The sequence below is a fragment of the Labrys monachus genome, from assembly GCF_030814655.1.
GTDB classification, from domain to species: domain Bacteria; phylum Pseudomonadota; class Alphaproteobacteria; order Rhizobiales; family Labraceae; genus Labrys; species Labrys monacha.
Genome location: NZ_JAUSVK010000001.1, coordinates 5,023,934 through 5,047,825, shown reverse-complemented (window position 1 = coordinate 5,047,825; position 23,892 = coordinate 5,023,934). Strand labels below are relative to the sequence as shown.

21 protein-coding genes and 2 pseudogenes are annotated in these 23,892 nt (G+C 64.5%); 11 read left to right on the top strand and 12 right to left on the bottom strand.

The features are described from left to right. Positions 1-24 precede the first annotated feature (24 nt). Together J3R73_RS23100 and J3R73_RS23095 are read right to left on the bottom strand one after the other, a co-directional pair. Positions 25-369 carry a HigA family addiction module antitoxin gene (locus tag J3R73_RS23100; protein WP_307432636.1) on the bottom strand — a complete coding sequence of 115 codons (345 nt, stop codon included), beginning with the start codon at positions 367-369 and terminating at the stop codon, positions 25-27. Next, entirely contained in the window at positions 335-622 is a 288-nt protein-coding gene (locus tag J3R73_RS23095; RefSeq protein WP_307432633.1) for a type II toxin-antitoxin system RelE/ParE family toxin, read from the bottom strand. The genes J3R73_RS23100 and J3R73_RS23095 overlap by 35 nt, the downstream gene beginning before the upstream one ends. Before the next feature lie 357 nt (positions 623-979). On the opposite strand from J3R73_RS23095, the gene J3R73_RS23090 reads away from it, so the two are divergent. Further along, positions 980-1,387: a hypothetical protein gene (locus J3R73_RS23090; RefSeq protein ID WP_307432630.1), complete on the top strand. Its 408-nt coding sequence runs from the start codon at positions 980-982 to the stop codon at positions 1,385-1,387. On the opposite strand, the gene J3R73_RS23085 is transcribed toward J3R73_RS23090, so the two are convergent. From J3R73_RS23085 to ertD, 4 genes are all read right to left on the bottom strand, one after another. Further along, positions 1,382-2,173, bottom strand: coding sequence for a class I SAM-dependent methyltransferase (locus J3R73_RS23085; protein WP_307432627.1), 792 nt, complete (start codon positions 2,171-2,173; stop codon positions 1,382-1,384). The genes J3R73_RS23090 and J3R73_RS23085 overlap by 6 nt on opposite strands. 541 nt (positions 2,174-2,714) lie before the next feature. Next, positions 2,715-4,076 carry a UbiD family decarboxylase gene (locus tag J3R73_RS23080; protein WP_307437638.1) on the bottom strand — a complete coding sequence of 454 codons (1,362 nt, stop codon included), beginning with the start codon at positions 4,074-4,076 and terminating at the stop codon, positions 2,715-2,717. 5 nt (positions 4,077-4,081) lie between these two features. Next, positions 4,082-5,584, bottom strand: a complete 1,503-nt coding sequence (locus J3R73_RS23075) for an aromatic amino acid lyase (RefSeq protein ID WP_307432624.1) — start codon at positions 5,582-5,584, stop codon at positions 4,082-4,084. Next, the gene (ertD, locus tag J3R73_RS23070) at positions 5,581-6,951 is read right to left on the bottom strand and encodes a hydantoin-5-propionate amidohydrolase (RefSeq protein WP_307432622.1); all 1,371 of its coding nucleotides are present in this window, start codon (positions 6,949-6,951) and stop codon (positions 5,581-5,583) included. Before ertD ends, J3R73_RS23075 begins: the two co-directional genes overlap by 4 nt. A gap of 120 nt (positions 6,952-7,071) precedes the next feature. On the opposite strand from ertD, the gene J3R73_RS23065 reads away from it, so the two are divergent. The 4 genes from J3R73_RS23065 (at position 7,072) to J3R73_RS23050 (ending at position 11,957) form a co-directional block, all read left to right on the top strand. Next, on the top strand, positions 7,072-8,265 hold the full coding sequence (locus J3R73_RS23065) for a LysR family transcriptional regulator (protein WP_307432619.1): 1,194 nt from the start codon (positions 7,072-7,074) through the stop codon (positions 8,263-8,265). Between the two features lie 53 nt (positions 8,266-8,318). After that, positions 8,319-8,561, top strand: a complete 243-nt coding sequence (locus J3R73_RS23060; RefSeq protein WP_307432615.1) for a hypothetical protein — start codon at positions 8,319-8,321, stop codon at positions 8,559-8,561. A gap of 522 nt (positions 8,562-9,083) precedes the next feature. Continuing rightward, positions 9,084-10,451, top strand: coding sequence for a group II intron reverse transcriptase/maturase (gene ltrA / locus J3R73_RS23055; RefSeq protein ID WP_307424710.1), 1,368 nt, complete (start codon positions 9,084-9,086; stop codon positions 10,449-10,451). Positions 10,452-11,666: 1,215 nt separating this feature from the next. After that, positions 11,667-11,957: a GNAT family N-acetyltransferase gene (locus tag J3R73_RS23050; protein ID WP_370880110.1), complete on the top strand. Its 291-nt coding sequence runs from the start codon at positions 11,667-11,669 to the stop codon at positions 11,955-11,957. A gap of 16 nt (positions 11,958-11,973) precedes the next feature. On the opposite strand, the gene J3R73_RS23045 is transcribed toward J3R73_RS23050, so the two are convergent. Both J3R73_RS23045 and J3R73_RS23040 read right to left on the bottom strand, forming a co-directional pair. Beyond that, entirely contained in the window at positions 11,974-12,378 is a 405-nt protein-coding gene (locus tag J3R73_RS23045; RefSeq protein WP_307432609.1) for a DUF1801 domain-containing protein, read from the bottom strand. A 369-nt stretch (positions 12,379-12,747) separates the two neighbouring features. Then, positions 12,748-12,978: pseudogene (locus tag J3R73_RS23040) on the bottom strand (transposase); the annotation flags it as partial. Positions 12,979-13,535: 557 nt separating this feature from the next. Here J3R73_RS23040 and ltrA (J3R73_RS23035) point away from each other — a divergent pair. Both ltrA (J3R73_RS23035) and ltrA (J3R73_RS23030) read left to right on the top strand, forming a co-directional pair. Beyond that, positions 13,536-14,855: a group II intron reverse transcriptase/maturase gene (gene ltrA / locus J3R73_RS23035; protein WP_307437198.1), complete on the top strand. Its 1,320-nt coding sequence runs from the start codon at positions 13,536-13,538 to the stop codon at positions 14,853-14,855. A 610-nt stretch (positions 14,856-15,465) separates the two neighbouring features. Then, a complete protein-coding gene (gene ltrA, locus J3R73_RS23030) occupies positions 15,466-16,833 on the top strand; it encodes a group II intron reverse transcriptase/maturase (RefSeq protein WP_307432607.1) in 1,368 nt (455 codons plus the stop codon). Between the two features lie 36 nt (positions 16,834-16,869). Here ltrA (J3R73_RS23030) and J3R73_RS23025 read toward each other — a convergent pair whose 3' ends face one another. Next, a complete protein-coding gene (locus tag J3R73_RS23025; protein ID WP_307432604.1) occupies positions 16,870-17,670 on the bottom strand; it encodes an AraC family transcriptional regulator in 801 nt (266 codons plus the stop codon). 217 nt (positions 17,671-17,887) lie between these two features. Between J3R73_RS23025 and J3R73_RS23020 the strand changes: the two genes are divergently transcribed. Next, entirely contained in the window at positions 17,888-18,634 is a 747-nt protein-coding gene (locus J3R73_RS23020) for a siderophore-interacting protein (RefSeq protein ID WP_307432601.1), read from the top strand. 44 nt (positions 18,635-18,678) lie between these two features. Further along, a pseudogene (locus J3R73_RS23015) lies at positions 18,679-18,848 on the top strand (transposase); the annotation flags it as partial. Between the two features lie 116 nt (positions 18,849-18,964). Here J3R73_RS23015 and J3R73_RS23010 read toward each other — a convergent pair. The 3 genes from J3R73_RS23010 to J3R73_RS23000 all read right to left on the bottom strand — a co-directional run bounded on the left by J3R73_RS23010 (position 18,965) and on the right by J3R73_RS23000 (position 20,953). After that, complete coding sequence (locus J3R73_RS23010; RefSeq protein ID WP_307432597.1) at positions 18,965-19,381, bottom strand: SRPBCC family protein; 417 nt, start codon at positions 19,379-19,381, stop codon at positions 18,965-18,967. Continuing rightward, positions 19,378-19,701 (bottom strand): ArsR/SmtB family transcription factor, encoded by a 324-nt coding sequence (locus tag J3R73_RS23005; protein WP_307432595.1) that lies wholly within the window; start codon positions 19,699-19,701, stop codon positions 19,378-19,380. The genes J3R73_RS23010 and J3R73_RS23005 overlap by 4 nt, the downstream gene beginning before the upstream one ends. An 82-nt stretch (positions 19,702-19,783) precedes the next feature. Continuing rightward, positions 19,784-20,953: an alanine racemase gene (locus J3R73_RS23000; RefSeq protein ID WP_307432592.1), complete on the bottom strand. Its 1,170-nt coding sequence runs from the start codon at positions 20,951-20,953 to the stop codon at positions 19,784-19,786. A gap of 147 nt (positions 20,954-21,100) precedes the next feature. Between J3R73_RS23000 and J3R73_RS22995 the strand changes: the two genes are divergently transcribed. Then, positions 21,101-22,648, top strand: coding sequence for an ABC transporter substrate-binding protein (locus tag J3R73_RS22995; protein WP_307432589.1), 1,548 nt, complete (start codon positions 21,101-21,103; stop codon positions 22,646-22,648). Positions 22,649-22,949: 301 nt separating this feature from the next. Further along, a complete protein-coding gene (locus J3R73_RS22990) occupies positions 22,950-23,891 on the top strand; it encodes an ABC transporter permease (RefSeq protein WP_307432586.1) in 942 nt (313 codons plus the stop codon). Position 23,892 lies beyond the last annotated feature (1 nt).

Here is a 23,892-nt window from a genome sequence, read left to right as displayed (position 1 = left end):
CTCCTTTCGACTGTCTCAAGCCGATCAAGCGGCGCGCAGCGACTTCAGTTCGTCGATCGCCCGGCCCGCCGCCGCTCGCGCCGTGAGCAGGTCATAACGGGCCTGCAGGGTGAGCCAGAACTCCGGCGAGGTGCCGAGCACCTTGCCGAGCCGCAGGGCCGTATCGGCGGTGATGCCGGTCTCTTCCTTCGCGAGACGCTCGATGCGGGTGCGCGGCACACCGGCCGCGGCGGCGACCTTGCCGGCGGTCAGGCCCAGCGGCACCAGGAACTCCTCGCGCAGCATCTCGCCGGGGTGCATCGGCGGCAAGGTTGCAACGATCTCGGTCATGACATCAACCTTCATGATAATCGACGATTTCGACGTCATCGACGCCATCATCCGACCAGCGGAAGCAAATTCGGAACTGGTCGTTGATCCGGATTGAGTGCTGACCCCTGCGGTCCCGTTTCAACTCTTCAAGGCGATTGCCCGGCGGGCTGCGCAGGTCTCCCAGGACATGGGCGGCATTGACGGCTTCCAGCTTGCGCCTAGCGACCATCGCGATGTCGGCGGGGAAGCCCTTCGGCACTTGCCGGTTGAAGATCGACTCTGCCCACTTGCCCCTGAACGACCGGATCATGCCACCCCCGCGAGGATGAAAAATGTATCATCCATTGATACGGATGACAATGATTAAGTATCAGGAAATGATACATGACAAGCGAGAACGCTGGTCCGACTGATTGGCCCTAATGGCAGTCAGAAGATCCATAGGCGCCGAGACAGGCCGCTTCTGCCGGCGGCGGTTCGAGATTTGTCATTGTCGGACTCGTCCCGGCAGCCCGGCGGCGTCGGGGCCATCGAAGAGAACGGTGCATGCCGCCTTATAACAGATGGTCCAGGCTTGTCCTCCGGAGGCAGGCCGTGAATTCATAGCGCTGGCAAGATTGTTTCCACGCCGGTCGTTGGCTTCGATTGCGATAGGGAGGTGTGTTCGATGCGGCTCTTGATCGGTATCGGCGCTTCCATCGCTCTGACGTTTTCGGCGGCAGCCCAGGATCTTTCGTGCACACAGCGCGGCTGCAAGCAGATGGGCAATTGCCGGGAAGCGGTCTGGCGCTTCGATTATTGCAGCGCATCCAATCTCGACCGCGACAATGATGGCCTGCCCGGCGAAAACCTGTGCAGGACCGCCGATGATGTCAGCCAGGCGCGCGCGGCCAACGCCGCCGCGCGGCCTGAACTTCCGATCGACGGATCCGGTACCGGCGCCGGGGGAGAAAATGCGGGAGCTGACAACGGCAGCGGACATCGAGCTTTGCGGCTGAGGTGTGCTGCATCTATACTTAAAAAATATAAGTTAAAATTCCTATATGACAGAAATCGCAGTCAATATATATCATGATTTTTGAAATATAACGATATTCGGTGCGTAAGCCCAGATTGAATACGCGGGAAGGCTATTAATTAATTGACATGTTTTCCCCACGCCAGGAAAATCGTCCACGTCGTGCATCGCGATGAAGCCGTTTGCCGCGACCTTTGGAGACCATGCGCAGAAATCAAACCAAGAATTGCTGAAATCATGGACAGCATCAATAAAAAGTAACGAAATATCTCCTTTGAAATCAACCGCAGCAGAGCCAGACGGCAAACGGATATGATTTATATTGGAGATATTTCGCGTATTCCTCTCAAAAATATTGTAGTCTTCGTCCGCTCCCCCATATCCCATAAACGGGTCAACTGCATAAATCGTCTTCGAGGTTTCACTTGCGAGGTGAGCCGTCGTTACGCCTCTATAGCTTCCAATTTCGACAATATACCCGTCCACGTTTGCCGATGATAAAACCGACAATTGTAAAAGTTCGAGTTGATGTGCCGTTACAGCAGTATCAACAAGAGATTCTCCTCTATCGTATCTTCTATGTCTACTACTACGAAGTGCAGACTCATCGAATTTAAACGGAAATGTTCGAGAATTTCGTTCTAAAACTCTACTATGCAGCGTCCATATCGATCTATACGGATGCCATTTAGGAATTTTCTTAAATTCAAAAGGATCAATTTTTCCTTCTGTCGAGAATGGATGTAACATCGCATGAGAAAGAGTAAAAATATTTATCATAATTGCCCCACCCCGCTTTTTTGTCAGCCGGGACAGTATAAACCATTTTGATGTCACGCGCATGGGAAGAGAGACATATTTTTGTCAGCCCAAGATATGACGACCTTCGTTATACCGGTCACTCTGGTCATTTTTCCCGATATGAAAATTCCGGCGCAACAGTTAATTGTAAGTACAATGGGTATTAGTTTCTCTAAGTAAGTTCGTATTTTTATTTTTCATGCCTCATTTGTGCCGATTCGATGAGATTGGAGATCTCTCAGAACAGCATCGAGGATATAAAGCATATGAGTATCGGGAGATAACCGTGGGAGATCCGAATGTACGAGGCAAAAGATCTTCTGATGTAGACTGTTGAAGCCAACCCACCACTATCGTTTTTTTCAATTCGCATCGCCCGACTCGTCCGTCGCTTTTCTCAGTACCCCGGCGGAGGGCTGCCGCATGATGGGGGAGGAAGGGACATCTCAGCGTCCGACCCAAAAAATCGCGTGCTGGCAATCTGAATTTGCCGCCCCGGCATTGCCGGAGGCGGATTGTCTGGAATAGCGCGGTGGCCGCCCTCTCGCCCTGCGCGGCATCGCCGGGGCCTCGTCCTGCCCCCTCAATAGTCCCCGAGCTGCGCCCTGACCCGCGCCAGCACCTCCGCCGGGGCCGTCGCGAATTCCGAGCGGCTGCCGCGCTCGCCGTCGCCCGGGCGGGTGCAGGCGACGAGGCCGATCTTGGTGACTGTGAGGTTCTCGTGCACGGGGTCGCAGCGGTCGGCCTTCAGGCCGGGCAGGACGACGAGGTCCTCGTCGCCGCGGAAGCGGGCGGCGAGCGACCATTCGACCTGCGTGGCGTCCTCCGGGTCGATGTCGTCCTCGACGACGATCACCAGCTTGAGGAGGTTGATCTGGCCCATGGCGAGGATGACGGCGCGCTTGCCCTCGCCGAGGCGCGGGCGGTGCATGGCGATCACCGCATGCAGGCGCCCCATGCCGCCATCGGTGACGAACACGCGGCGCACCGCGGGGATGACGCGCTGCAGCGCCGCGCAGCACACCGCCTCGATGGCGAGGGCGCCGAGCAGGCAATGTTCGGGCGCATAGCCCGGCAGGATCGCCTGGTAGACCGCATCGGGGCGATGGGTGACGCAGCCGATGGTGCCGCCCGTCCCCGGCCCGTAATCGACATAGAAGCCGTGGAACTCGGAGACGGAACCCTCGGCGACGAGGTCCGCGGCGTCGATGGCGCCTTCCAGCACGATCTCCGCGCCGGCGGGCACCTCCAGCGGCACCGTCAGGCAGCGGACCAGCTGCAGGGGTTCGCCGAGCAGGGCGCCGGCGATGTCGTATTCGTCGTCGCCGAGGCCGAGATACATCTGCGAGCCGAGCAGCACGGCGGCGTGGTTGCCGATGGCGACGGCGATCGGCAGGCTCTCGCCCTGCGCCCGCGCCTTCTCGGCCAGCACATTGAGGTGATGATTCCTGGCGATGCCGACCATGACGCGCCCGCCGCCGTCGAGCCGCAGCCGGGCGATCGAGACGTTGCGCCGCCCGGTCTCCGGATCCTTGGCGACGATCACCCCGGCGGTGATGTAGGGGCCGGTCTCGTGCTCGAACCAGGTCGGCACCGGCAGGAGGCAGGCGAGGTCGAGCGGCGCGCGGTGGACGACGGCCTGGACCGGCGCGGCCTCGACGAGGACGGGCGGGACCGGCGAGGCCAGCGCTGCCAGGAGGCGGCCGGGCAGGGCGGCCTTGTCCGTCCCGAGCAGCCGGGCGACGCGCTCCCGCGCATTCATGACATTGCCGGCGATGCGCATGGCATGGCCGGCGACGGAGGCGAAGAGCTGGGCCGGCCCGTGCCGGCGCAGCGACATCACCGCGCCGAGCTCGAAGCGCGGATCGACCGTCCGGCGGACGGTGTGCAGGTCGCCGCAGGCGTCGAGACGCGCGAGCATGGTTCTGAAGCTCTGGTCCTGCATCGCCGTCACGCCTCCTCGCCGCGGGATCCGGACGTCGCCCGCACCAGCTCGACCAGCGGGCCGAGATCGAAGATCCGGCGGCCTTCCGTGCCGATCGGCAGCAGTGCCAGCATGCCCTCGGCCAGCGGCCGCACGCCCTCGCCGAGATCGGCCGCCGCCAGGCCGCGGCGATGGATGGCCCAGACGGCGCAGGCGATCTCGATGGTGACGACGTTCCAGGCCGGCACCAGCGAGCGCACGGTCTCGGCCACCGATTGCGGCGCATTGCCGGCGACGTCCTCGACGCCGTCGTCGAGCTGGCCGGAATAGTTGAGGAGCGCCGGATGGGCGGCCTGGCGCACGGCGCCGACATTGGCGCCGGCGAGATGGCCGAGATTGAGGAACTGCACGCCGCCGATGGCGCCCGGCTCGGCCGCCAGGCTGGTCGGCAGGCCGGTGAAGCCGGGCCACTGGATCTTGTGGATGCGCTGGCCGGAGGCCTCGATCACCTTGGCGAGCGCCTGGCGCAGCATGTCCATGGCGAGGCAGCAGGCCGTGGTCTCCATATTGCCGTGGGAGATGAAGGCGCCGGAAGCGGTGTCGATCAGGGGATTGTCGCAGGCGGCGGAGAGTTCCGTCTCGAAGATCGCATGGGCGAAGTCCCAGGCGGCCTCGGCCGCGCCGTGGATCTGCGGGATGCAGCGGAAGCTGAGCGGATCCTGCAGGAAGCGGGCCTCGCCGGCCTGCCACAGCCGGCTTCCGGCCAGCGCCCGGCGCAGCGCCTCGCCGCTGCGCGACTGTCCCGGCTGGCCGCGGGCCTCGTCGACCTCGCGGCGCCAGGAGCGCAGATTGCCGCGGAACCCCTCCATCGACAGGGCGCCCGCCAGCGTCGCCGCGTCGAGGAGGGCGCGGACCTCGGCCAGCGCCAGCGCGGCCTGCGCCAGCATCAGGCTGTTGGAATTGAGGAGGGAGATCGCCTCCTTGGCCGCCAGGCCCGGCAGGGGGGCGGGGCCGCCGCCGCCCGGCGCCACACCGTCCCGCCCGATGAGGGGAAGGGCGAGCTGGCTCATCGCCACGATGTCGGACGCCCCGACCGAGGAGCCGAGCCGGGCGGCCGGCAGGTCGTCGGCCTGCAGGCGGGCGAGCAGGCTTTCCACCAGCTCCAGCCGGACGCCCGAGCGCCCCCGGGCGAACAGCGAGAGCTGGATCGCCAGCGCGGCGCGCACCACCGCCGGCGAGGCGTTCGCGCCCGGCGCCATGGTGGCATGGGCGGTGATCATCAGCTCGTTGTAGCGGGCGATCGCCTCGCGGCTGACGCCGAAATCCTTCTGGCTGCCGACGCCGGTGGTGATGCCGTAGGCGGGGATCGCCTCGTCGACCAGCCGGTCGACCACGGCGCGGGCGCGGACGACCGCGTCGCGTCCGGCCTCGGAAAGGCCGATATCGGCCTCGCGGCGGGCGATCGCCGTGACGTCGCGCAGCGTCAGCGGCGCCTCGCCGAACGCGACGAGGGGGCGAGCCGTACTCATGCCGCCGCGCCGGCCCGCGGCGGGCGGACGAAGCGGCCATGGCCGGGCTCCGCCGTCACCGCCGTGCCGTCGAAGACGCGTTCGCCGCGCAGATAGGTCGCGCTGACGCGCCAGGGTATTTCGAGGCCGTTATAGGGGCTCCAGCCGACGACGTTGTGGCCGCTCGCCGCCGCGTCGTAGATCCGGGGCTCCGGCGTCAGCACGGCGATGTCGGCATCGCGCCCCGGCGTCAGCGCGCCCTTGCTGGCGTCGATGCGGAAATGCCGGGCCGGATTTTCCGCCATCAGGCGCGCCGCCGCCGTCAGCGGGATGCCGCGGGCGAGCGCCCCGGCGACGAAGAGCGGCACCATCACCTCGAGCCCCGGCACGCCCGAGGCGTTGGCGAGCATGTCGGGATCGGTCTTGCGGTCCTCCGACCAGCTGACGTGATCGGTCGAGACCAGCGTGACATTGCCGGCGGCCACCTGGCGCCACAGGCCCTCGACCTCGGCGCGCGGGCGGAGCGGCGGATTGATCTTGGCCTTGCCGCCAAGGCGGCGGACATCGTTCTCCTCGTCGAGCACGAGATAATGGATGCAGGCCTCGATGGTGGCGGCGAAGCCCTGGGCGCGGTAGGCGGCGGCGATGTCGTAGCCGCGTGAAAGCGAGCAATGCACCACATGGGCGGGGCAGCCGGTGGCGGCGCCGATCTCGTAGATCGCGAGCATGGCGAGCAGCTCGGCGATCGGCGGCCGTGACAGGCCGTGCGCCCGCCAGTCGGTGATGCCGGCCGCCCGCGTGCGGGCCGTATAGGCCTCCACCGTCTCGTGGTCCTCGTTGTGGACGCCGGCGGCGAGGCCGTGCGGCGCGATGGCGGCGAAGCAATCCATCATCAAAGGCGGGGGAATGCGGGGAAAGCGGGTCGGATGGGTGCCGAAGGTCGAGAATTTGAACGAAGAGACGCCCGCCTCGACCATTTCGCCGATGCGCGCCGCGCCCTCGGCGGGATCGACCGTGCCGTACAGCGCGAAATCCACGCGGGCGGTCGCTTCGCCATGGCTCGCCTTCGCCGCCACCGCCGCCCCGGACGACACCACCTGCCCCTCGTCATAGGGCATGTCGACGATGGTGGTGACCCCGCCGGCGGCGGCCGAGCGGGTCGACCACTGGAAATCCTCCTGGCCGCGCTGCGACAGCGAATGGACCTGGGCGTCGATCGCCCCCGGCAGGATCAGGGCCCGGCCGAGCCGGTGGCTTTCGCGCGCCGCGGGCGGATCGCCCTCGCCGACGAGCGCCACCTTGCCGCCGGACACCGCGACGAAGCCGCCCTCGACGACGCGGGACGGCAGGACGATGGTGCCTTGAAGGACGAGGTCGAAATCTCCCATCGCCGCTGTTCCCTTCGCTCCGGAGCCGACAGGCGGCCAGTCTATTGCCGGCGCCCGGCCGGCGGTATATGTCAAAAACCGGACAGCCGATGCTTCCGCCCCGCCTGCGGCAGGACGATCATGAACACCGCCACCATCGCCATGGCCCTCGCCGTCCTGCAGGAAGGGTCGGTGCGCGGCGCCGGCCGGCTGCTTGGCTGCGCCCCCTCGACCGTCGCCGACGCCCTGGAACGCTTCGAGGCGGCGGTGGCGATGACACTGGCCCACCGCGCCGAGGGCGGCCTGACCCTCACCCTCGCCGGCGAGACGCTCCTGCGCGCCTCGCCCGGCCTCCTCGCCGGCCTCGTCGCCCTGGCCGCCGCCGGCGGAGCGCCGCCGGCCGACGCGCTGGGCTGGGCCGCCCGCGATGCCGTTCCCCTCCCGGCGCTCGCCCGCTTCGGCGCGGTGGCGAAGGCCGGCAGCATCCGCCGGGCGGCGCGCACCCTCGGGCTCGGCCAGCCGCATCTGTCGCGGCAGATGTCCCGCCTGGAGGCGGCGTTCGGCTCTTCCCTGCTGCGGCGCACAAGCGAGGGCTGCGAGCCGACGCCGGCCGGCCTCAAGGTCGAGGCGGCGGCGCAGCTGCTGGTCGAGGCGATGGCGGCCCTCACGGCGCCGGCCGGGCGCCGCTTCGCGCGGGACAGGCGCAGCGTGGCCTTCGGCACCGTCGCCCCGATCGGCCATGAGAGCCGCCTGGCCGCCCGCCTCGCCACCCTCGTCTCGGACTGGCGGCGCCAGCGGGCCGGCCAGGACCTGCTCGTCAGCAGCACCACGGCCGAGGAGCTGATGGCCGGCCTGCTCGCGGGCCGCTTCGACGCGGCCCTCACCGATGCGCCGATGCGGCACAGGCGCTTCGAGAGCCGGGAGCTGTTCTCCTCCGAGCTCGTCCTCGTCGGCCCGCGGGACGTCGTCGGCACCGGCACGCCGCTGCAGGCCCTGCTCGCCGCCCGGCCGATCGCCGTGCCGAGCCTGCGCAGCGGCCTGCGCCAGCGCATCCGCGAGATCCTCGATCCCCTTACGGAACGAGGCGAAGCCGCCGCCGGCCCGATCTTCGAGATCGACGCCCTTCCGATCATCGTCAACCTCGTGCTCGACCATGGCTGCCTGACGGTGCTGCCCCTCGATTCGATCGCCTCGCTCGGGCACAAGATCGGCCATCGCCCGCTGCCCGGCGCGCCCCGCATCGGCTTCCATCTCGTCTGGCCGAGAACGATGGCGGCGAAGGCCGTCGCCGGCATCATCGAGGCCTCGCTGGCCGCGCCCGCCGCTCCGGCCTGAGGCGGCCGTTCCCCGCGATTGCAAAGGCGGCGCGCCGACGCCATGGTCGGGGCATGTCGAACGCCTGCTTCCCCATCGCGCCTGCGCGGACGCCGGACGATCTCCAGGCGGCCGCCCGGCTCTTCAGCGCCTATGCCGCCTCGCTGGACGTCGATCTGGCCTATCAGGACTTCGCCGCCGAACTGGCGGGCCTGCCGGGCAAATATGCCGCGCCGGCGGGCGAGCTGTTCCTGGACTTCAATAACGGTGACAACGGACTCTATTTGTCCAATCGGTCATGGACTGTAACCGAATAAGGTGCACTCCAGCACTGTCACCGCAATTCGTGCGCCCCGACGGTGTACATCACCAGTGGAGGAAGATTCCACCCGGACAGTTGTCGATTGATCCGGTAGCAGACGAGCGGCTTGTCCGGGTAATTGGGCGGGCCGGAGCCTCGTGACAAAGGCCGCCCTGGGCGGTTGAGCGAGCCGGTGGGCCGTAATGTGAGTAAAGCCTGAGCAGGCCTCGAAAGTCGAGATGTGAGCGCCGACCCGCCGGATTACCGGGGAAGGCCGCGCGGAGGGGGAAGCAATCGACATCTGCACCCGTCCGGTTCACCGGGGTAGTGGGCACGGCACGCCGGCAAGGTGGTGGGCGTAATCGGGGGAGACCCGTTTGGTGCGGGGGTCGCGTCCTCAACGCTGTCATTCAGGACAGCGGCATCGGGCGGGAGTCGGACAGGGGCGTAGTACTGTCGAGACCGGGTAATGCCGGTGGAGGGAAGGCCCCTGACTTGTGGTGTGCTTTCGGCAAAGATGAGGTGGAGGCGATTGACGATGCGTCTAGCAACGCCCGAACGGATCCGGATTCTTCAAAGAAAGCTGTATTGCAAGGCGAAGGCGGAGCCTGCCTTCCGCTTCTATGCACTGTACGACAAGATCTACCGTGAAGACATCCTGCACCATGCCTGGTTGCGTGCCCGTGAGAATGGGGGTGCATCGGGTGTTGACGGGATGAGCTTTGCGCAGATCGAGGCGGGCGGTGTCGAGAACTGGCTGGCGGCATTGGGTAAGGACCTCGCTTCGAAGACGTATCGGCCGCAGGCTGTACGGCGGGTGATCATCCCCAAGCCGGGAGGCGGTGAACGCCCGCTCGGCATCCCGACGATACGGGACCGGGTTGTTCAGACCGCCGCCAAGCTTGTGCTCGAGCCGATCTTCGAAGCGGACCTGGAAAGGACTGCTTACGGCTATCGTCCCCAGCAGGGCGCCGCCGAGGCGATCCGGCAGGTGCACCAGCACTTGCTTGGAGGGTATACGGATGTGGTGGATGCGGATTTGTCGAAGTACTTCGATACGATCCCGCACCCTGAACTGATGAAGTCGGTATCTCGTCGTACCTGTGACCGGCATGTGCTGCATCTGATCCGGATGTGGCTCAAAGTGCCGGTCGAGGAACAAGGCGAGGATGGAACCCGGCGCAGGATGGGTGGCAAGCGCAACCGGCTCGGCACGCCGCAGGGTGGTGTCGTCAGCCCGTTGCTGGCCAACCTCTACATGAACCGGTTCCTGAAGCACTGGCGTCTTGCTGCTTGCGGCGAGGCGTTCAGGGCGCATGTCGTCAACTACGCCGACGACTTCGTCATCCTCAGCCGCGGCCACGCGGCAGAGGCGCTGGCGTGGACGAAGGCGGTGATGACAAGGCTCGGGCTGACGATCAACGAGGCGAAAACCTCGGTGAAGGAAGCTCGAACCGAGCGCTTCGACTTCCTCGGCTACACGTTCGGTCCGCATCGTCATAGCAAGGATGGCCGCCTTTATCTCGGCGCCAGTCCGTCCGCCAGGAGCCTGCAACGGTTGAAAGGCAAGGTGAGCGATCTGCTGGTGCCCGGCAACAAGGGATCATGGCCCGACGTGCGGGATCGACTGAACAGCCTTCTGGCTGGCTGGTCGGCCTACTTCGGCTATGGCTCGCTGTCGCTGACGTATCAGGCGGCCGATCATCATGTCGTTGACCGCGTGAGGCACTTCCTCGCCAAACGACACAAGGAGCAAAACAGCGGCACATCAGCGTTCTCGCGAAGCACCATCTTCGCCGAACTCGGTGTGCGCCAGCTCAGACGCGTGCATCCTGTGTCCCGTCGTGGGCCTTACAATGAAGCCACCCGGAAAGCCGGATGCGGGAAATCCGCACGTCCGGTTTGATGAGCGGGGAAGGGAAACGGGGCGTTGCCGAATGGCTCAAGCTACCGCGCCCTTCCTCGACTCTACCGCCTGTCCGGCGTACTCTGGAAGGTAATCACTCGGGCGTCCGGTCTTTTTCAATGACCCCAGCGTGACACAAGGACTTTGTTTAAGGCAACATTGTTCACTGTGGCGGATGCACGGTAGGGTAACCTTACCGCGTAATCTGTATTCCCGGAGCGGCGCCGCCGTCGCCGATGCACGCTACTGCGTTCATGCGCTGTGCGTGGGACGCATATATTTTTGCCAACTGGCGCGATATTACAAAAAAACCTGCGGAGGACGGTGGAGATAAACCACTATGTCCCTGTGGAATCGTCTTGCGTCTGGTAATGTCGGGCTAAGGAGATGTCTGGCTCTGATTCGCGGCGCTCATGCTCGCCCATTTTTGGAACGAGCTTCGGGCCGAGCAAGTCGCCGAAGGAGCGCGGGCTTACCCCCGCTACGTTTCAAGGGAGCCAACCATGGCTGTCTGTGCGTGGCCAATGCCGGTATCCGTTCGTGAATACGACAGGTTCCGGTTTGGAAAATGGGAACATGTTCGTTCCCACTGTCGGAGCCTGCCGCGCTCGTAAGAGCAGGCAGGCCCCAAGCATGGTGTGTGGAGTACCCGTCGGCAAAACTGGCTCCCACCCAAGTCGCCGCCGTCCCCACAAGGGGCGGCGGTTTGCTTTTTGCGCCTATCGGCGCGAAACAGTCATGTGGACGAGGGGTCTACGAACGGATGGTGTCCATTCAGCTCTTCAACGGTTAACAACCCGTTAGAGTTTCGCCCGTTGTCCTCCCCGACCAACTCACTCGGTGCGTTTTCGCTTAATAGCCCCTTGACAGGGGCCGAGTGGCTTTCATTAAGAACTCTTTTACGCGCTTAATTATGCAGGTCAAGAGTCAGGGAAATTTGCCAGATTTTACAGATCTGTAGAAAACGGTCTAGACCCGTTTGCAGCAGACCTGTCTATTCGTGCTCCGCCGTCAAGTCTGCCTGCTCCTGATTCGAGCCCAATCCACTGCATTATATGGGAGGAATTTTGATTCTCCCCACTATCCACAGGCTACCATTTATGCTGACGCGGCCGACCCCATGACGTCCTCGCGCCGCAGGAGGATGCGACGGGCGTTGGTGGAGTCACGTTCCTTTCTCCGTCCGTTCTTTGCGGCCAGGAGCGAGATGTTGGAATAACGGTGACAGGTCACCGTTATTCCGAAGGCTGCTGCGAGGTGAAACGGCTCTATGTCCTCCCGCAGGCGCGCGGCCTCGGCCTCGGCAGGGCGCTCGTCGAGGCCGTCATCGCGCAGGCGCTGCGCATCGGCTATCGCGACATGCACCTGGACACGCTGCCGACGATGACCGGCGCGATCGCGCTCTATACGGCGGCAGGCTTCGCACCGATCCCGCCCTATTACGACACGCCCGTGGACGGCACGATCTTCCTCGGACGCCGGCTCGGGGAAGCTGCGCAGGGGTAGGGCGGCGGCGCGCCGGTCATTTCGCCTTTCGGGCCGACGAGCCGTTCAGGGTGACCGCGGCGCGAATGAGCGCCTTAAAGGCGGCCTCATCGATGTCGTCACCCTCGTGGAGATCGATGGCGCGCCGGGCATTGCCCTCGAGGCTGGCATTGAACAGGCCTGAGGGATCTTCGAGCGAGGCGCCCTTGGCGAAGGTCAGCTTCACCACGCCCTTATAGGTCTCGCCGGTGCAGATCAGCCCATGGTGAGACCACACGGGAACGCCTCGCCATTTCCACTCCTCGACCACGTCGGGGTCGGCCTGCCTGATGAGGGCGCGGACATGGGAAAGCATGCGGCCCCTCCAGTCGCCCAGGTCCGCGATCCTCGCATCGATCAGCCGGGAAGGGGATTCGCCGTCCGGCGCTGCGCTCTTCTTCATGCCGTTTCCTCCCTGTCCGGCTGCGGCAGGCCTCAGTCCCATATGCGTTAACCTTAGATTGTTAAGCGTGACATTTGGGGCCCCCTCCCCCTTGCGGGGAGGGAATAGAAGGGTGGGGGTCGGGACAACAATTTCTTCGAAATTACGGTGACAGTGCTGGAGTGCACCCCGTAGGTGAGACACGCTAATTTCTGTGCCAGGTTATATGCATTCTGATTTTAGGGTGTTTTGGCTAGGACGAAGTTGGTTTCAAATTCAATGGGCGTGCGGTAGCCGAGAGAGGAGTGGAGGCGCTCGGTAGATAGTGTCCCAATGCGTGGTGTAACTGATCGAGCGTCACGCCATTTCCGGCCAGAGCCGGCGGGTTGATCAGCTTGCCAAAGCGGTCAAGCTTGCGAGGGGATCATCGCCCAAAGGAGCGATGGTTTCCAGCGTCATGTAACGAGCGCGCTGAACGGCCCATTCGTCGTTCTGTTCCAACAAGATAGCACCGACGAGACGGCGAATGGCTTTCTCGTTGGGGAAGATGCCGACGACATCGATTCGACGCTTGATCTCGCCGATGGGCCGTTCGATCGGGTTGGAGGAGTGGAGCTTGGTTACAGTGACAGTGCATTTTATTAAACTGCTGCCCTGCGCCGAGGGCTATCAAATAAATGCCCTGTCATCGTGTGCGCCCTGTAGGCGTGTTTCTCTAGTGGAGGTAGGTTCCACCCGGATAATAGTCGATAGGTTCGGTAGCTGACGAGCGGCTTGGCAGGGTAATCTGCTGGGTCGGAGCCTCGTGACAAAGGCCGCCTTGGGTGGCTGAGCGATCCGACGGGCCGTAATGTGAGTGAAGCCTGAGCAGGCCTCGAAAGGTGCGATGCGGATGCCGACCCGCCACGGTGATGGGGAAGGCAGTACGGACAGGGAAGCCATCGACACGTGCACCTGTTTGATCCGCCGGGGTATTGGGCACGGCACGCCGGAAGAGAGAGACGGGTCATCAGGGGAGACCCGCTGGTCGAGGATGATACCTCGCGCCGTCGCAGGGCGGTGGACCGAGCGGGAGTCGGAGAGGGGCGTAGTACTGTCGAAACCGGGTAATTGCGGTGGAGGGAAGGCCCCTTGCTTCAGATGCGCTTGTGAAGAAGGTGAGGATAGGGTGATTGGCGATGAGCCTGGCAACACCGGATAAGATCAGGAACCTTCAGAGGAAGCTGTATTGCAAGGCGAAGGCGGAGCCTGCCTTCCGCTTCTATCTGCTCCACGACAAGATTTGTCGCGCGGACATTCTGGCTCATGCGTGGGCGTGTGCCCGTCACAATGGCGGGGCTCCGGGCGTGGATGGAGTGCACTTCGAGGACATTGAGCGGTCGGGGGTGGAGAAATGGCTGGCAGCCTTGCGGGAGGACCTTGCCTCGAAGAGGTATCGGCCCGAGCCGGTGCGGCGGGTGATGATCCCCAAGCCCGGTGGCGGGGAGAGGCCCTTGGGTATTCCCACGATCCGGGACCGGGTGGCCCAGACTGCTGCCAAGCTGGTGCTGGAACCGATCTTTGAGGCAGATCTGGAAGACAATGCCTATGGCTATAGGCCCAAACGAAGCGCGCTCGATGCCATCACGCAGACCCATCGGCTGATCCGACAGGGGTATACGGATGTCGTCGACGCCGATCTGTCGAAATACTTCGACACGATCCCGCATGCGGAGCTCCTCAAATCGGTGGCTCGCCGTATCGTTGACCGGCATGTTCTGCATCTGATCAAGATGTGGCTTCGTGCTCCGGTCGAGGAGCGGGATGGTGGTGGTATCCGGCGCATGAGTGGCGGCAAGAGCAACAAGCGAGGCACGCCGCAAGGCGGCGTTGTCAGCCCGTTGCTTGCCAACCTCTATATGAACCGGTTCCTGAAGTATTGGCGGAGGCAAGGATGCAGTCGGGCGTTCCGTGCGCATCTGGTCAACTATGCCGATGACTTCGTCATCCTCAGCCGCGGGCATGCGCCTGAGGCTCTCGCGTGGACGAGGGCAGTGATGATCAGGCTTGGGCTGAGCATCAACGAGGCGAAAACCTCGGTGAAGGATGCCGGCGCGGACAGCTTCGACTTCCTCGGCTACACGTTTGGTCCGAAGTTCCGGAAACGGGATGGCCAGAGGTATTCGGGCGCAAGTCCCTCCAGAAAGAGCGTGAAACGGATCAAGACCAAGATCGGTGACCTTCTGGTGCCAGGCAACAAGGGAGCATGGCCAGACGTGCGCGACAGGCTGAACGGTCTTCTGACTGGCTGGTCGGCGTATTTTGGCTATGGCACCCGGGCTGCGGCCTATCGGGCCATCGATCGGCACATCTGTGATCGCGTCAGACGCTTCCTCGCCAAGCGGCACAAGGAAGGTGGACGAGGAACGCGGCCCTTCCCCTGGAGAGAAATCTTCGGGACACTCGGGGTCAAGCAACTCACCACGACGCCGAAGGCAACCGCCGTGAGCCTGCAATGAAGTCTGTCGGAAAGCCGGATGCGGGAAATCCGCACGTCCGGTTTGATGAGCGGGGAAGGGAAACGGGGCGTTGCCGAACGGCACAAGCTACCGCGCCCTTCCTCGACTCTACAATTCGTGCGCCCCGACGGTGTACATCAGCAGTGGAGGAAGATTCCACCCGGACAGTTGTCGATTGATCCGGTAGCAGACGAGCGGCTTGTCCGGGTAATTGGGCGGGCCGGAGCCTCGTGACAAAGGCCGCCCTGGGCGGTTGAGCGAGCCGGTGGGCCGTAATGTGAGTAAAGCCTGAGCAGGCCTCGAAAGTCGAGATGTGAGCGCCGACCCGCCGGATTACCGGGGAAGGCCGCGCGGAGGGGGAAGCAATCGACATCTGCACCCGTCCGGTTCACCGGGGTAGTGGGCACGGCACGCCGGCAAGGTGGTGGGCGTAATCGGGGGAGACCCGTTTGGTGCGGGGGTCGCGTCCTCAACGCTGTCATTCAGGACAGCGGCATCGGGCGGGAGTCGGACAGGGGCGTAGTACTGTCGAGACCGGGTAATGCCGGTGGAGGGAAGGCCCCTGACTTGTGGTGTGCTTTCGGCAAAGATGAGGTGGAGGCGATTGACGATGCGTCTAGCAACGCCCGAACGGATCCGGATTCTTCAAAGAAAGCTGTATTGCAAGGCGAAGGCGGAGCCTGCCTTCCGCTTCTATGCACTGTACGACAAGATCTACCGTGAAGACATCCTGCACCATGCCTGGTTGCGTGCCCGTGAGAATGGGGGTGCATCGGGTGTTGACGGGATGAGCTTTGCGCAGATCGAGGCGGGCGGTGTCGAGAACTGGCTGGCGGCATTGGGTAAGGACCTCGCTTCGAAGACGTATCGGCCGCAGGCTGTACGGCGGGTGATCATCCCCAAGCCGGGAGGCGGTGAACGCCCGCTCGGCATCCCGACGATACGGGACCGGGTTGTTCAGACCGCCGCCAAGCTTGTGCTCGAGCCGATCTTCGAAGCGGACCTGGAAAGGACTGCTTACGGCTATCGTCCCCAGCGGGGCGCCGCCGAGGCGATCCGGCAGGTGCACCAGCACTTGCTTGGAGGGTATACGGATGTGGTGGATGCGGATTTGTCGAAGTACTTCGATACGATCCCGCACCCTGAACTGATGAAGTCGGTATCTCGTCGTACCTGTGACCGGCATGTGCTGCATCTGATCCGGATGTGGCTCAAAGTGCCGGTCGAGGAACAAGGCGAGGATGGAACCCGGCGCAGGGTGGGTGGCAAGCGCAACCGGCTCGGCACGCCGCAGGGTGGTGTCGTCAGCCCGTTGCTGGCCAACCTCTACATGAACCGGTTCCTGAAGCACTGGCGTCTTGCTGCTTGCGGCGAGGCGTTCAGGGCGCATGTCGTCAACTACGCCGACGACTTCGTCATTCTCAGCCGCGGCCACGCGGCAGAGGCGCTGGCGTGGACGAAGGCGGTGATGACAAGGCTCGGGCTGACGATCAACGAGGCGAAAACCTCGGTGAAGGAAGCTCGAACCGAGCGCTTCGACTTCCTCGGCTACACGTTCGGTCCGCATCGTCATAGCAAGGATGGCCGCCTTTATCTCGGCGCCAGTCCGTCCGCCAGGAGCCTGCAACGGTTGAAAGGCAAGGTGAGCGATCTGCTGGTGCCCGGCAACAAGGGATCATGGCCCGACGTGCGGGATCGACTGAACAGCCTTCTGGCTGGCTGGTCGGCCTACTTCGGCTATGGCTCGCTGTCGCTGACGTATCAGGCGGCCGATCATCATGTCGTTGACCGCGTGAGGCACTTCCTCGCCAAACGACACAAGGAGCAAAACAGCGGCACATCAGCGTTCTCGCGAAGCACCATCTTCGCCGAACTCGGTGTGCGCCAGCTCAGACGCGTGCATCCTGTGTCCCGTCGTGGGCCTTACAATGAAGCCACCCGGAAAGCCGGATGCGGGAAATCCGCACGTCCGGTTTGATGAGCGGGGAAGGGAAACGGGGCGTTGCCGAATGGCTCAAGCTACCGCGCCCTTCCTCGACTCTACCAGGCGACGCGTCGCATGATCGAGGAAGGCGGTGGGGGTCATGTTGGTGACCTGCCGGAAGGCAAAGCAAAATGCCGCCGTGCTGGCGAAACCGGCATGAACAGCCACCTGGGAGATCGCGTTTCCCGCGGAGAGCTGGTCGATAGCGAGGACGATCCGTGCCCGTTGCCGCCAGGCTTTGAAGGTGAGCCCCGTCTCGGCAGGAAACAGACGGCTGATGGTCCGAACCGAAGTGGCGGCGCGGGAAGCGAGTTCGCCGATGTCGAGTTGGCTTCGAGGATCAGCAAAAACCAGGTCGGCGACGCGCCTTCCGATCGCGCTCGCCGGCAGCGGCACGAAGGTCGGCGCATCCGGCGTCTCGGTGAGCTCGTGGAGAATCAATCTGACGACGAGTTCGGTCCTCTCGGGCGTGGCGTTCGTCCCGAACGCTGCAAAGATCAGCTCCCGTAGAAGCGGAGTGACTTTCAGGGCGAACGCGCGATTGAGGGAATCGGACGGCGCCCACTCCTGCGATGCCGAGGGATCCCAATAGATCATCCAGAGTTCGGCGTCGGAGAGCACGTCGGTCCAATGTGGAACCCCGGACGGCACCCAAACGGCAAGCTGCGGTGGAACGAGCCAGCGACCGGACTTCGTGTAGACCTGCATCGTGCCGGAAGCAGCAAAGATCAACTGCGCTTCGTCATGAGCGTGCAAAGCGACGGCTGCCCCTCGCGTCTGGGCGGCCCGCAGCGTTCGGAACAATGGATGCCCGGCTGGTTGGCGTTTCATCGATATCATTTGGCGCTACATCGTAAAGGCACCTTGCTATCTTACAGCACGTTCGGACGTACCGTGAAACAGCGAGAGACGAGCCCTGAAGACAACGGGAAACATGACACCGGCGGCCCGCTTCCGCGCACACGCGCCCGCGGCGAGCGATCGGCCGAGCGGGACCGTCTTTGCGAGGCCTCGTTCGCCGCCGCCAACCCTGCCCGAGATCAGCACCATGACTGAAACTGCATCAGAATCACGACCCGGCAGGCTTCCTGCGCATCGCGTCACCGTCACAGGGATCGAGTTCCTGACGCCCAATATGCGTCGCATAACTTTCCAGGGCGACACGCTTGCCACTGTGAGCGTGCCTTTGCCGGCCCAGTGGTTGAAAGTGGTCCTGCCCGTACCAGAAGAAAAGGGCCGGGCAAATCGGGCCTATACGATCCGGCACTTCTACCCCGGATGGCGCACGATGGACATTGACTTCGTCCTGCATGGTGATAGGGGCCCCGCTTCGGCATGGGCCCGGTGCGCTATGGTTGGCGATGTCGTGCATCTCGGAAATCCAAGGGGCGGGCACCGGATGGAGCCAGATGCTCGGTGGAGATTGCTCGCCGGCGACGAAACCGCACTGCCGGCGATTGCCAGCATTCTGGATGCACTTCCCATCGACGGGATACCGACCTGGGTGGTCATCGAAGTGCCGTCCATGGACGACGCGCAGCCGTTGCGACGCTCCGAGACGACCGAGGTCCATTGGATAGCCCGGGATGGAAATCACGGCCCGCCGGGTTGTTTGCTGGAAGACAGGATTTCCAGCCTTTCGCTTTCGGGCGAAGAGGGGCAGGTCTTCCTTGCCGGCGAGGCGGCCGCCGTCAAAAAAATAAGACGGGGCCTCGGTCGGCGCGTTCCACAGGCGATCATGGATGCGAAAGGCTACTGGCTGCAGGGACAGGCAGACCACAGGGACAAGAGCTGAATGGAGAACGAGAAGTTTTGGAGGCAAGCGGCCGACGAGCTTGTAGAGCCGGCCGCTTTACCAAATCGCGCAATGTCGGTGCCCGTCTGGGGCTGACCTCACGGCGGGACCAGTCCGGGGGGGCGATATCCTCGGGCGCATCTCCCATTGCGGCGATGGTCTGATGCGCCATTACCTTTACGAGGCGGCGGGTGTCATGCTGTTCCGCTGGCGCGGCTCGGTAGGGAAACGACGGCCTTGAGAGCAAGCTCGCGCTGCTCTGGATCAGCCTACCATGGGTAAATCGGTAGGGAAACCACCGTGCCGAAGCCGCGCAGGGCCGGAATCTCGTCAGCCCGCCAGGGGCCGCGCCAGCACCTGCTCCAGCCGGTCGAGGAAGTTCGGCCATCCCTGCCGGGCGCCCTGATAGGCCTGCTGCTGGTCGGGCCGGAAGCCCGACTGTTCCATGCGCAGGCGGGTTCCCGCACCCGTCGGGGTGAGGGTCCAGGTGACGACGCTCTCCAGGCCGTAGGCCGCCCAGGTGTAGGAAAGCCGCCTGTTCGCCTCGACGGCGACGACCCGGCAGTCGACCGTGCCCCAGTCGGCACGGAGATCGAAACGGTGGTCCAAGACGGGCTTGAAATCGTTCTTCATCAGCCATGCCTCGATCAGATGCGGCTGGGTGAGCGCGCGCCAGATCTTCTCCGGCGCAAAGGGGATCTCCCGTTCGACGACGACGCTCAGCGTCTCAGTGGCGGTGCTGCTCATTGGTCCATCCTTTTCAGCAGATCTTCGAGATCGTCGAACCGGCTCTCCCAGAACCCGGCCATCCGGCTCGTCCAGTCGATCAGCGGGGCGAGGGCGCCGAGCTGGGCCGAATAATGCGTCTGGCGGCCTTCGTGGCGGTCCCGCACCAGCCCGGCCTGCTTCAGGAGGCCGAGATGCTTGGAAACCGCCGGCTGCGAGACGCCGGCGCGGGCGGTGAGGGCGCTCACCGTCTGCTCCCCGTCGCGGCACAGCCGCTCGAAGATCGCCCGCCGGGTCGGGTCGGCGAGGGTCCTGAAGAGCATGTCGTCGGCGTCCGGCATCGCAATCGATAACTCACTGGTTATTGATTGACGTATAACCGTTCGGCTATGTATGCGTCAAGGGGGAAGCCGGCGGCGGTCCCTAGGACACGCAGGCCCGGGCGTCGACGGGCCAGGTCTCGATGCCGCCCTCGATGCCCCCTTGGCCGGCGACGACGAGGTTCCGCGCCAGGTTGACGACGGTGCAGGCGTGGTTGGGCAGGAGGCGCAGCCGCTCGCCGATGGCCGGGCGCCGGCCGCCATGGGCGACGAAGCCGTGCTCCTCCGACAGGCTCGCCACCGGCATGTCGGCGCCGTCGGCGTCGCCGAGGCGGCGCGCCACGCCATAGCCCGCCAGCCGCGTCGATCCGTGCGGGCCCCGGTCGCTGCTCATCACCTTGGAGCCGGCATCGACGATGGCATAGGTGTCGTTGCAGCTGATCACGGTGGCGAGCACGCTCAAGGCGAGGTCGTCGCGGGTGGCGACGCCGAGCGAGACCTGCGTCAGGTCCATGAAGACGTAATTGCCGGGCCGGATCTCGGAAATGCCGTCGAACCGGTCTCCGAGCCAGACCGTCGGCGTGCTGCCGACGGAGATGCAGGGCACGCCGATGCCGGCCCGGACGAGGGCGTCGGCGACGCCGAGCATGGCCTGGTGCTCCTGGCGGGCGATCACCGTCACCGCTTCCGGCGTCGGCGCCGAATAGGCATGGCCGGCATGGCTGAGGATGCCGGCGAAGCGCAAGGCGGCGTCGTCCGCGATCAGGCGGGCCAGCCGCACGGCCTCGCCGCCGGCGGGGCTGACGCCGCAGCGATGCAGCCCGACATCGATCTTGACCTGCACATCGGCCCGGACGCCCTGCGCCGCGGCCTCCGCCGCCACGGCGGCGATGCCGGCATCCGAATCGGCGATCAGGGTGAGGCGGGCGCCGCCGTCCCGTGCGGCGGCGAGCAGGCGGGCGATCTTGCGCCGGTCGACCAGCGGCTGGCCGACGGTGATGTCGCGGAAGCCGGCTTCGAGAAAGACCAGGGCCTCCGAGCCCTTGGCCACCGTGAGGCCCGCCGCGCCGGCCTCGATCTGCATCCGGGCGAGGGCGACCGATTTATGGGTCTTCACATGCGGGCGGAGCGCCACGCCGGCCGATCGCGCGCGGGCCGCGGCGGCCGCGATGTTCCGGCGCAGCAGCGCCGCATCGACGATCACCGCCGGGGTTTCGATCTCGGTGAGGATCCGGTCGGAACCCGACCAGCGGAGGGGCGCTTCGTCATGCATGCCGAATCTATAGCGCAGGAAATTTTTCTCCCAAAAGAAAATATGCGGTTGACAAGAAAAGCCGGCTGCTGCCGAATGAGCCTTGCCCATGAATTTATCAGTTCCTGAAACGCACAAAGAAGCGGCAACAGACCGAGGGGACAATCCATGAAGACCCACCTTCTTCGCAGCGCAGCGCTCGGCTTCACGGCGCTGTTCGGCATCACCGCCCTGTCCGGGGCCGAGGCCGCCGATGCGGTCCGCGGCGGTACGCTCACCATCGGCCGGCCGGACGAGCCGCTGACCTTCGATCCGTTCATCCCGTCCGACAACGGCTCGATCTACGCCATCGCGCAGGTCTGCGAGCCCCTCGTCCTCGCCGATGCGCCGGGCACCGGCCTGGAGCCGGGCCTCGCCACCGCCTGGACGGCGGCGCCGGACGGGCTGAGCTACACCTTCACCCTGCGCGAGGGCGTGACCTTCAGCGACGGCAAGCCGCTGACGCCGGACGACGTGGTGTTCTCGCTGCAGAAGGTGATGGATCCGGCGGCCGCCTACGGCTTCGCCTTCGGGCCGGTCAAGTCGGCCGAGAAGGTCGACGACAGCCACGTCAAGGTGACGCTGAAGACGCCCTACACGCCGCTGCTCTCGGCGCTCTCGCTGTTCTCCGCCTCGATCGTCGAGAAGGCGGTCTACCAGGCCGGCGCCGACGCGTTCGGCACCAAGCCCGTATGCACCGGGCCGTTCATGGTGCAGAGCTATGAGCGCGGCAGCCAGGTCGTGCTGGTGCCGAACCCGCATTACTGGGCCAAGGGCACGGACGGCAAGCCGCTGCCCTATCTCGACAAGATCGTCCTGCGCTACATGCCGGATTCCAACTCCCGCGTGCTCGGCCTGCAGAACGGCGATCTCGACGCCGCCATCGCCGTGCCGCTCAACCAGGCCGCCGCCGTCAAGGCCATGGACGGCACCGCGCTCGAAGTCACCCCGTCCTACCGCCTCGACTATGTCTATCTCAACCACGCCAAGAAGCCGTTCGACGACAAGCGCATCGCGCTCGCCGTCAACTACGCCACCAACCACGATGCGCTGATGAAGGCGGTGTATTTCGGCTATGGCGAGGTGCCGAATTCCTTCATGCCTAAGGTCAATTACTGGTCGAAGGACGTCGCGCCGATCCCCTACGACCTCGCCAAGGCCACGGCGCTGGTCAAGGAAGCCAAGTATGACGGCACGCCGATCCAGCTGATGGTCGACACCGGCAACGCCGCCTCCCGCCAGGTCGCGACCATCCTGCAGGCCGCCTGGACCAAGATCGGCCTCAAGGTCGAGATCGTCGAGTTCGACAACGGCACCGCCTTCGGCATGACGCAGAAGGGCGACTACCAGGCCTATGTCAGCTATATCACCAGCGACATCAACGACAGCGACGAGCTCGCCACGCTCGAAGGCGACCATACCGGCTCGACCAACGCCTTCTTCTCCAACTACAAGAACGACGACGTCGTCGCGCTGCTGGCCCAGGCCCGGCAGGAGAGCGACAGCGCCAAGCGCGCCGCGCTCTACGCCAAGATCCAGGATGTCGTCTATCACGACGGCTACAGCGTGCCGCTGAACTTCCTGCCCTATGTCAACGGCTACAAGACCAAGGTGCAGGGCTGGTACAACATCGCCGTCGGCTGGTGGTGGCTGAAGAACATGTGGATCAAGCCCTGAACACGCGTGAGGAAAGTGCGGTCTTCGGATCTGTTCGCGCTGCGATAGGCAGTCAAGACGCCTTCTCCCGGTTCGGGACCCCGCATTTCCCCGGGAAATGCTCGGGGTCCCGGCAGGGGGATGAGGGTCTGAACCTTGATAGAAGGCGCTCGAGTCGCAGCGCTCTGACGATCGATGGTCAGGCCCTCATCCGGCGCTGCGCGCCACCTTCTCCCGCACCGGGAGAAGGAAATCGCGCGGTCTTCTGCAAACCAGCCCCCATGAACGACCCGCTCATCCCCCGCCGGGCGGGGAGGTTGCCATGATCTATCTGCGCTATACCATCGCCCGCCTGCTGCACGCCGTTCCCGTGGTGATCGGCGTGACCCTGTTCTGCTTCCTGGCGATCCAGTTCGTGCCGGGCGATCCGATCCGGATCATGATGCATGGCCATGTCAGCGATGCGGAGGTGGCGAAGATCTACGCCCAGCTCGGCATGGACCGGCCCCTGGCCGTGCAATATGCGGGCTTCCTGGCGCGGGCCGCCGTCGGCGATCTCGGCCAGAGCATCATCCAGCACGCGCCGGTCGTCGAGCTCATCGTGGAAAAGCTCGCGCCGACGCTCTGGCTGCTCGGCACCGGCACGCTGCTTTCCATCCTCGTCGCCCTGCCGGTGGCGCTGATCGTCGCCGCCCGTCCGGATCGGCCGGTGGACCATATCGTCCGCGCCGCCAGCATGATCGGCTTCGCCATGCCGCCCTTCTGGATCGGCCTGCTGCTCATCCTCGGCTTCGGCATCGGGCTCGGCTGGCTGCCGATCTCCGGCTATGGCGAGGGCGGCCTGGACCATCTGCGCCACATGATCCTGCCGGGGCTCACCATCGCCTTCTTCCTGACGCCGATCCTGGTGCAGTCGCTGCGCGCCTCCATGCTCGATGTGCTCGCGACCGACCATATCGAAGTGGCGCGCGCCCGCGGCCTGCCGGAATGGCGCATCCTGTGCAAGCACGTCCTGCGCAACGCCCTCATCCCGACGCTGACCGTGCTGGCGGTGAACATCTCCTGGCTGGTCAGCGGGGCGGTGGTGGTGGAATCGGTGTTCGCCCTGCCGGGCCTCGGCTCGCTGCTGATCCGCTCGGTGGGCTATCGCGACTATCCGCTGATCCAGGGGCTCGCCCTCGTCTTCGCGGTGATCGTCGTCGTCGTCAACCTCCTGGCCGATCTCAGCTATGCGCTGGTCGATCGCCGCGTGATGAGGGGCTGAG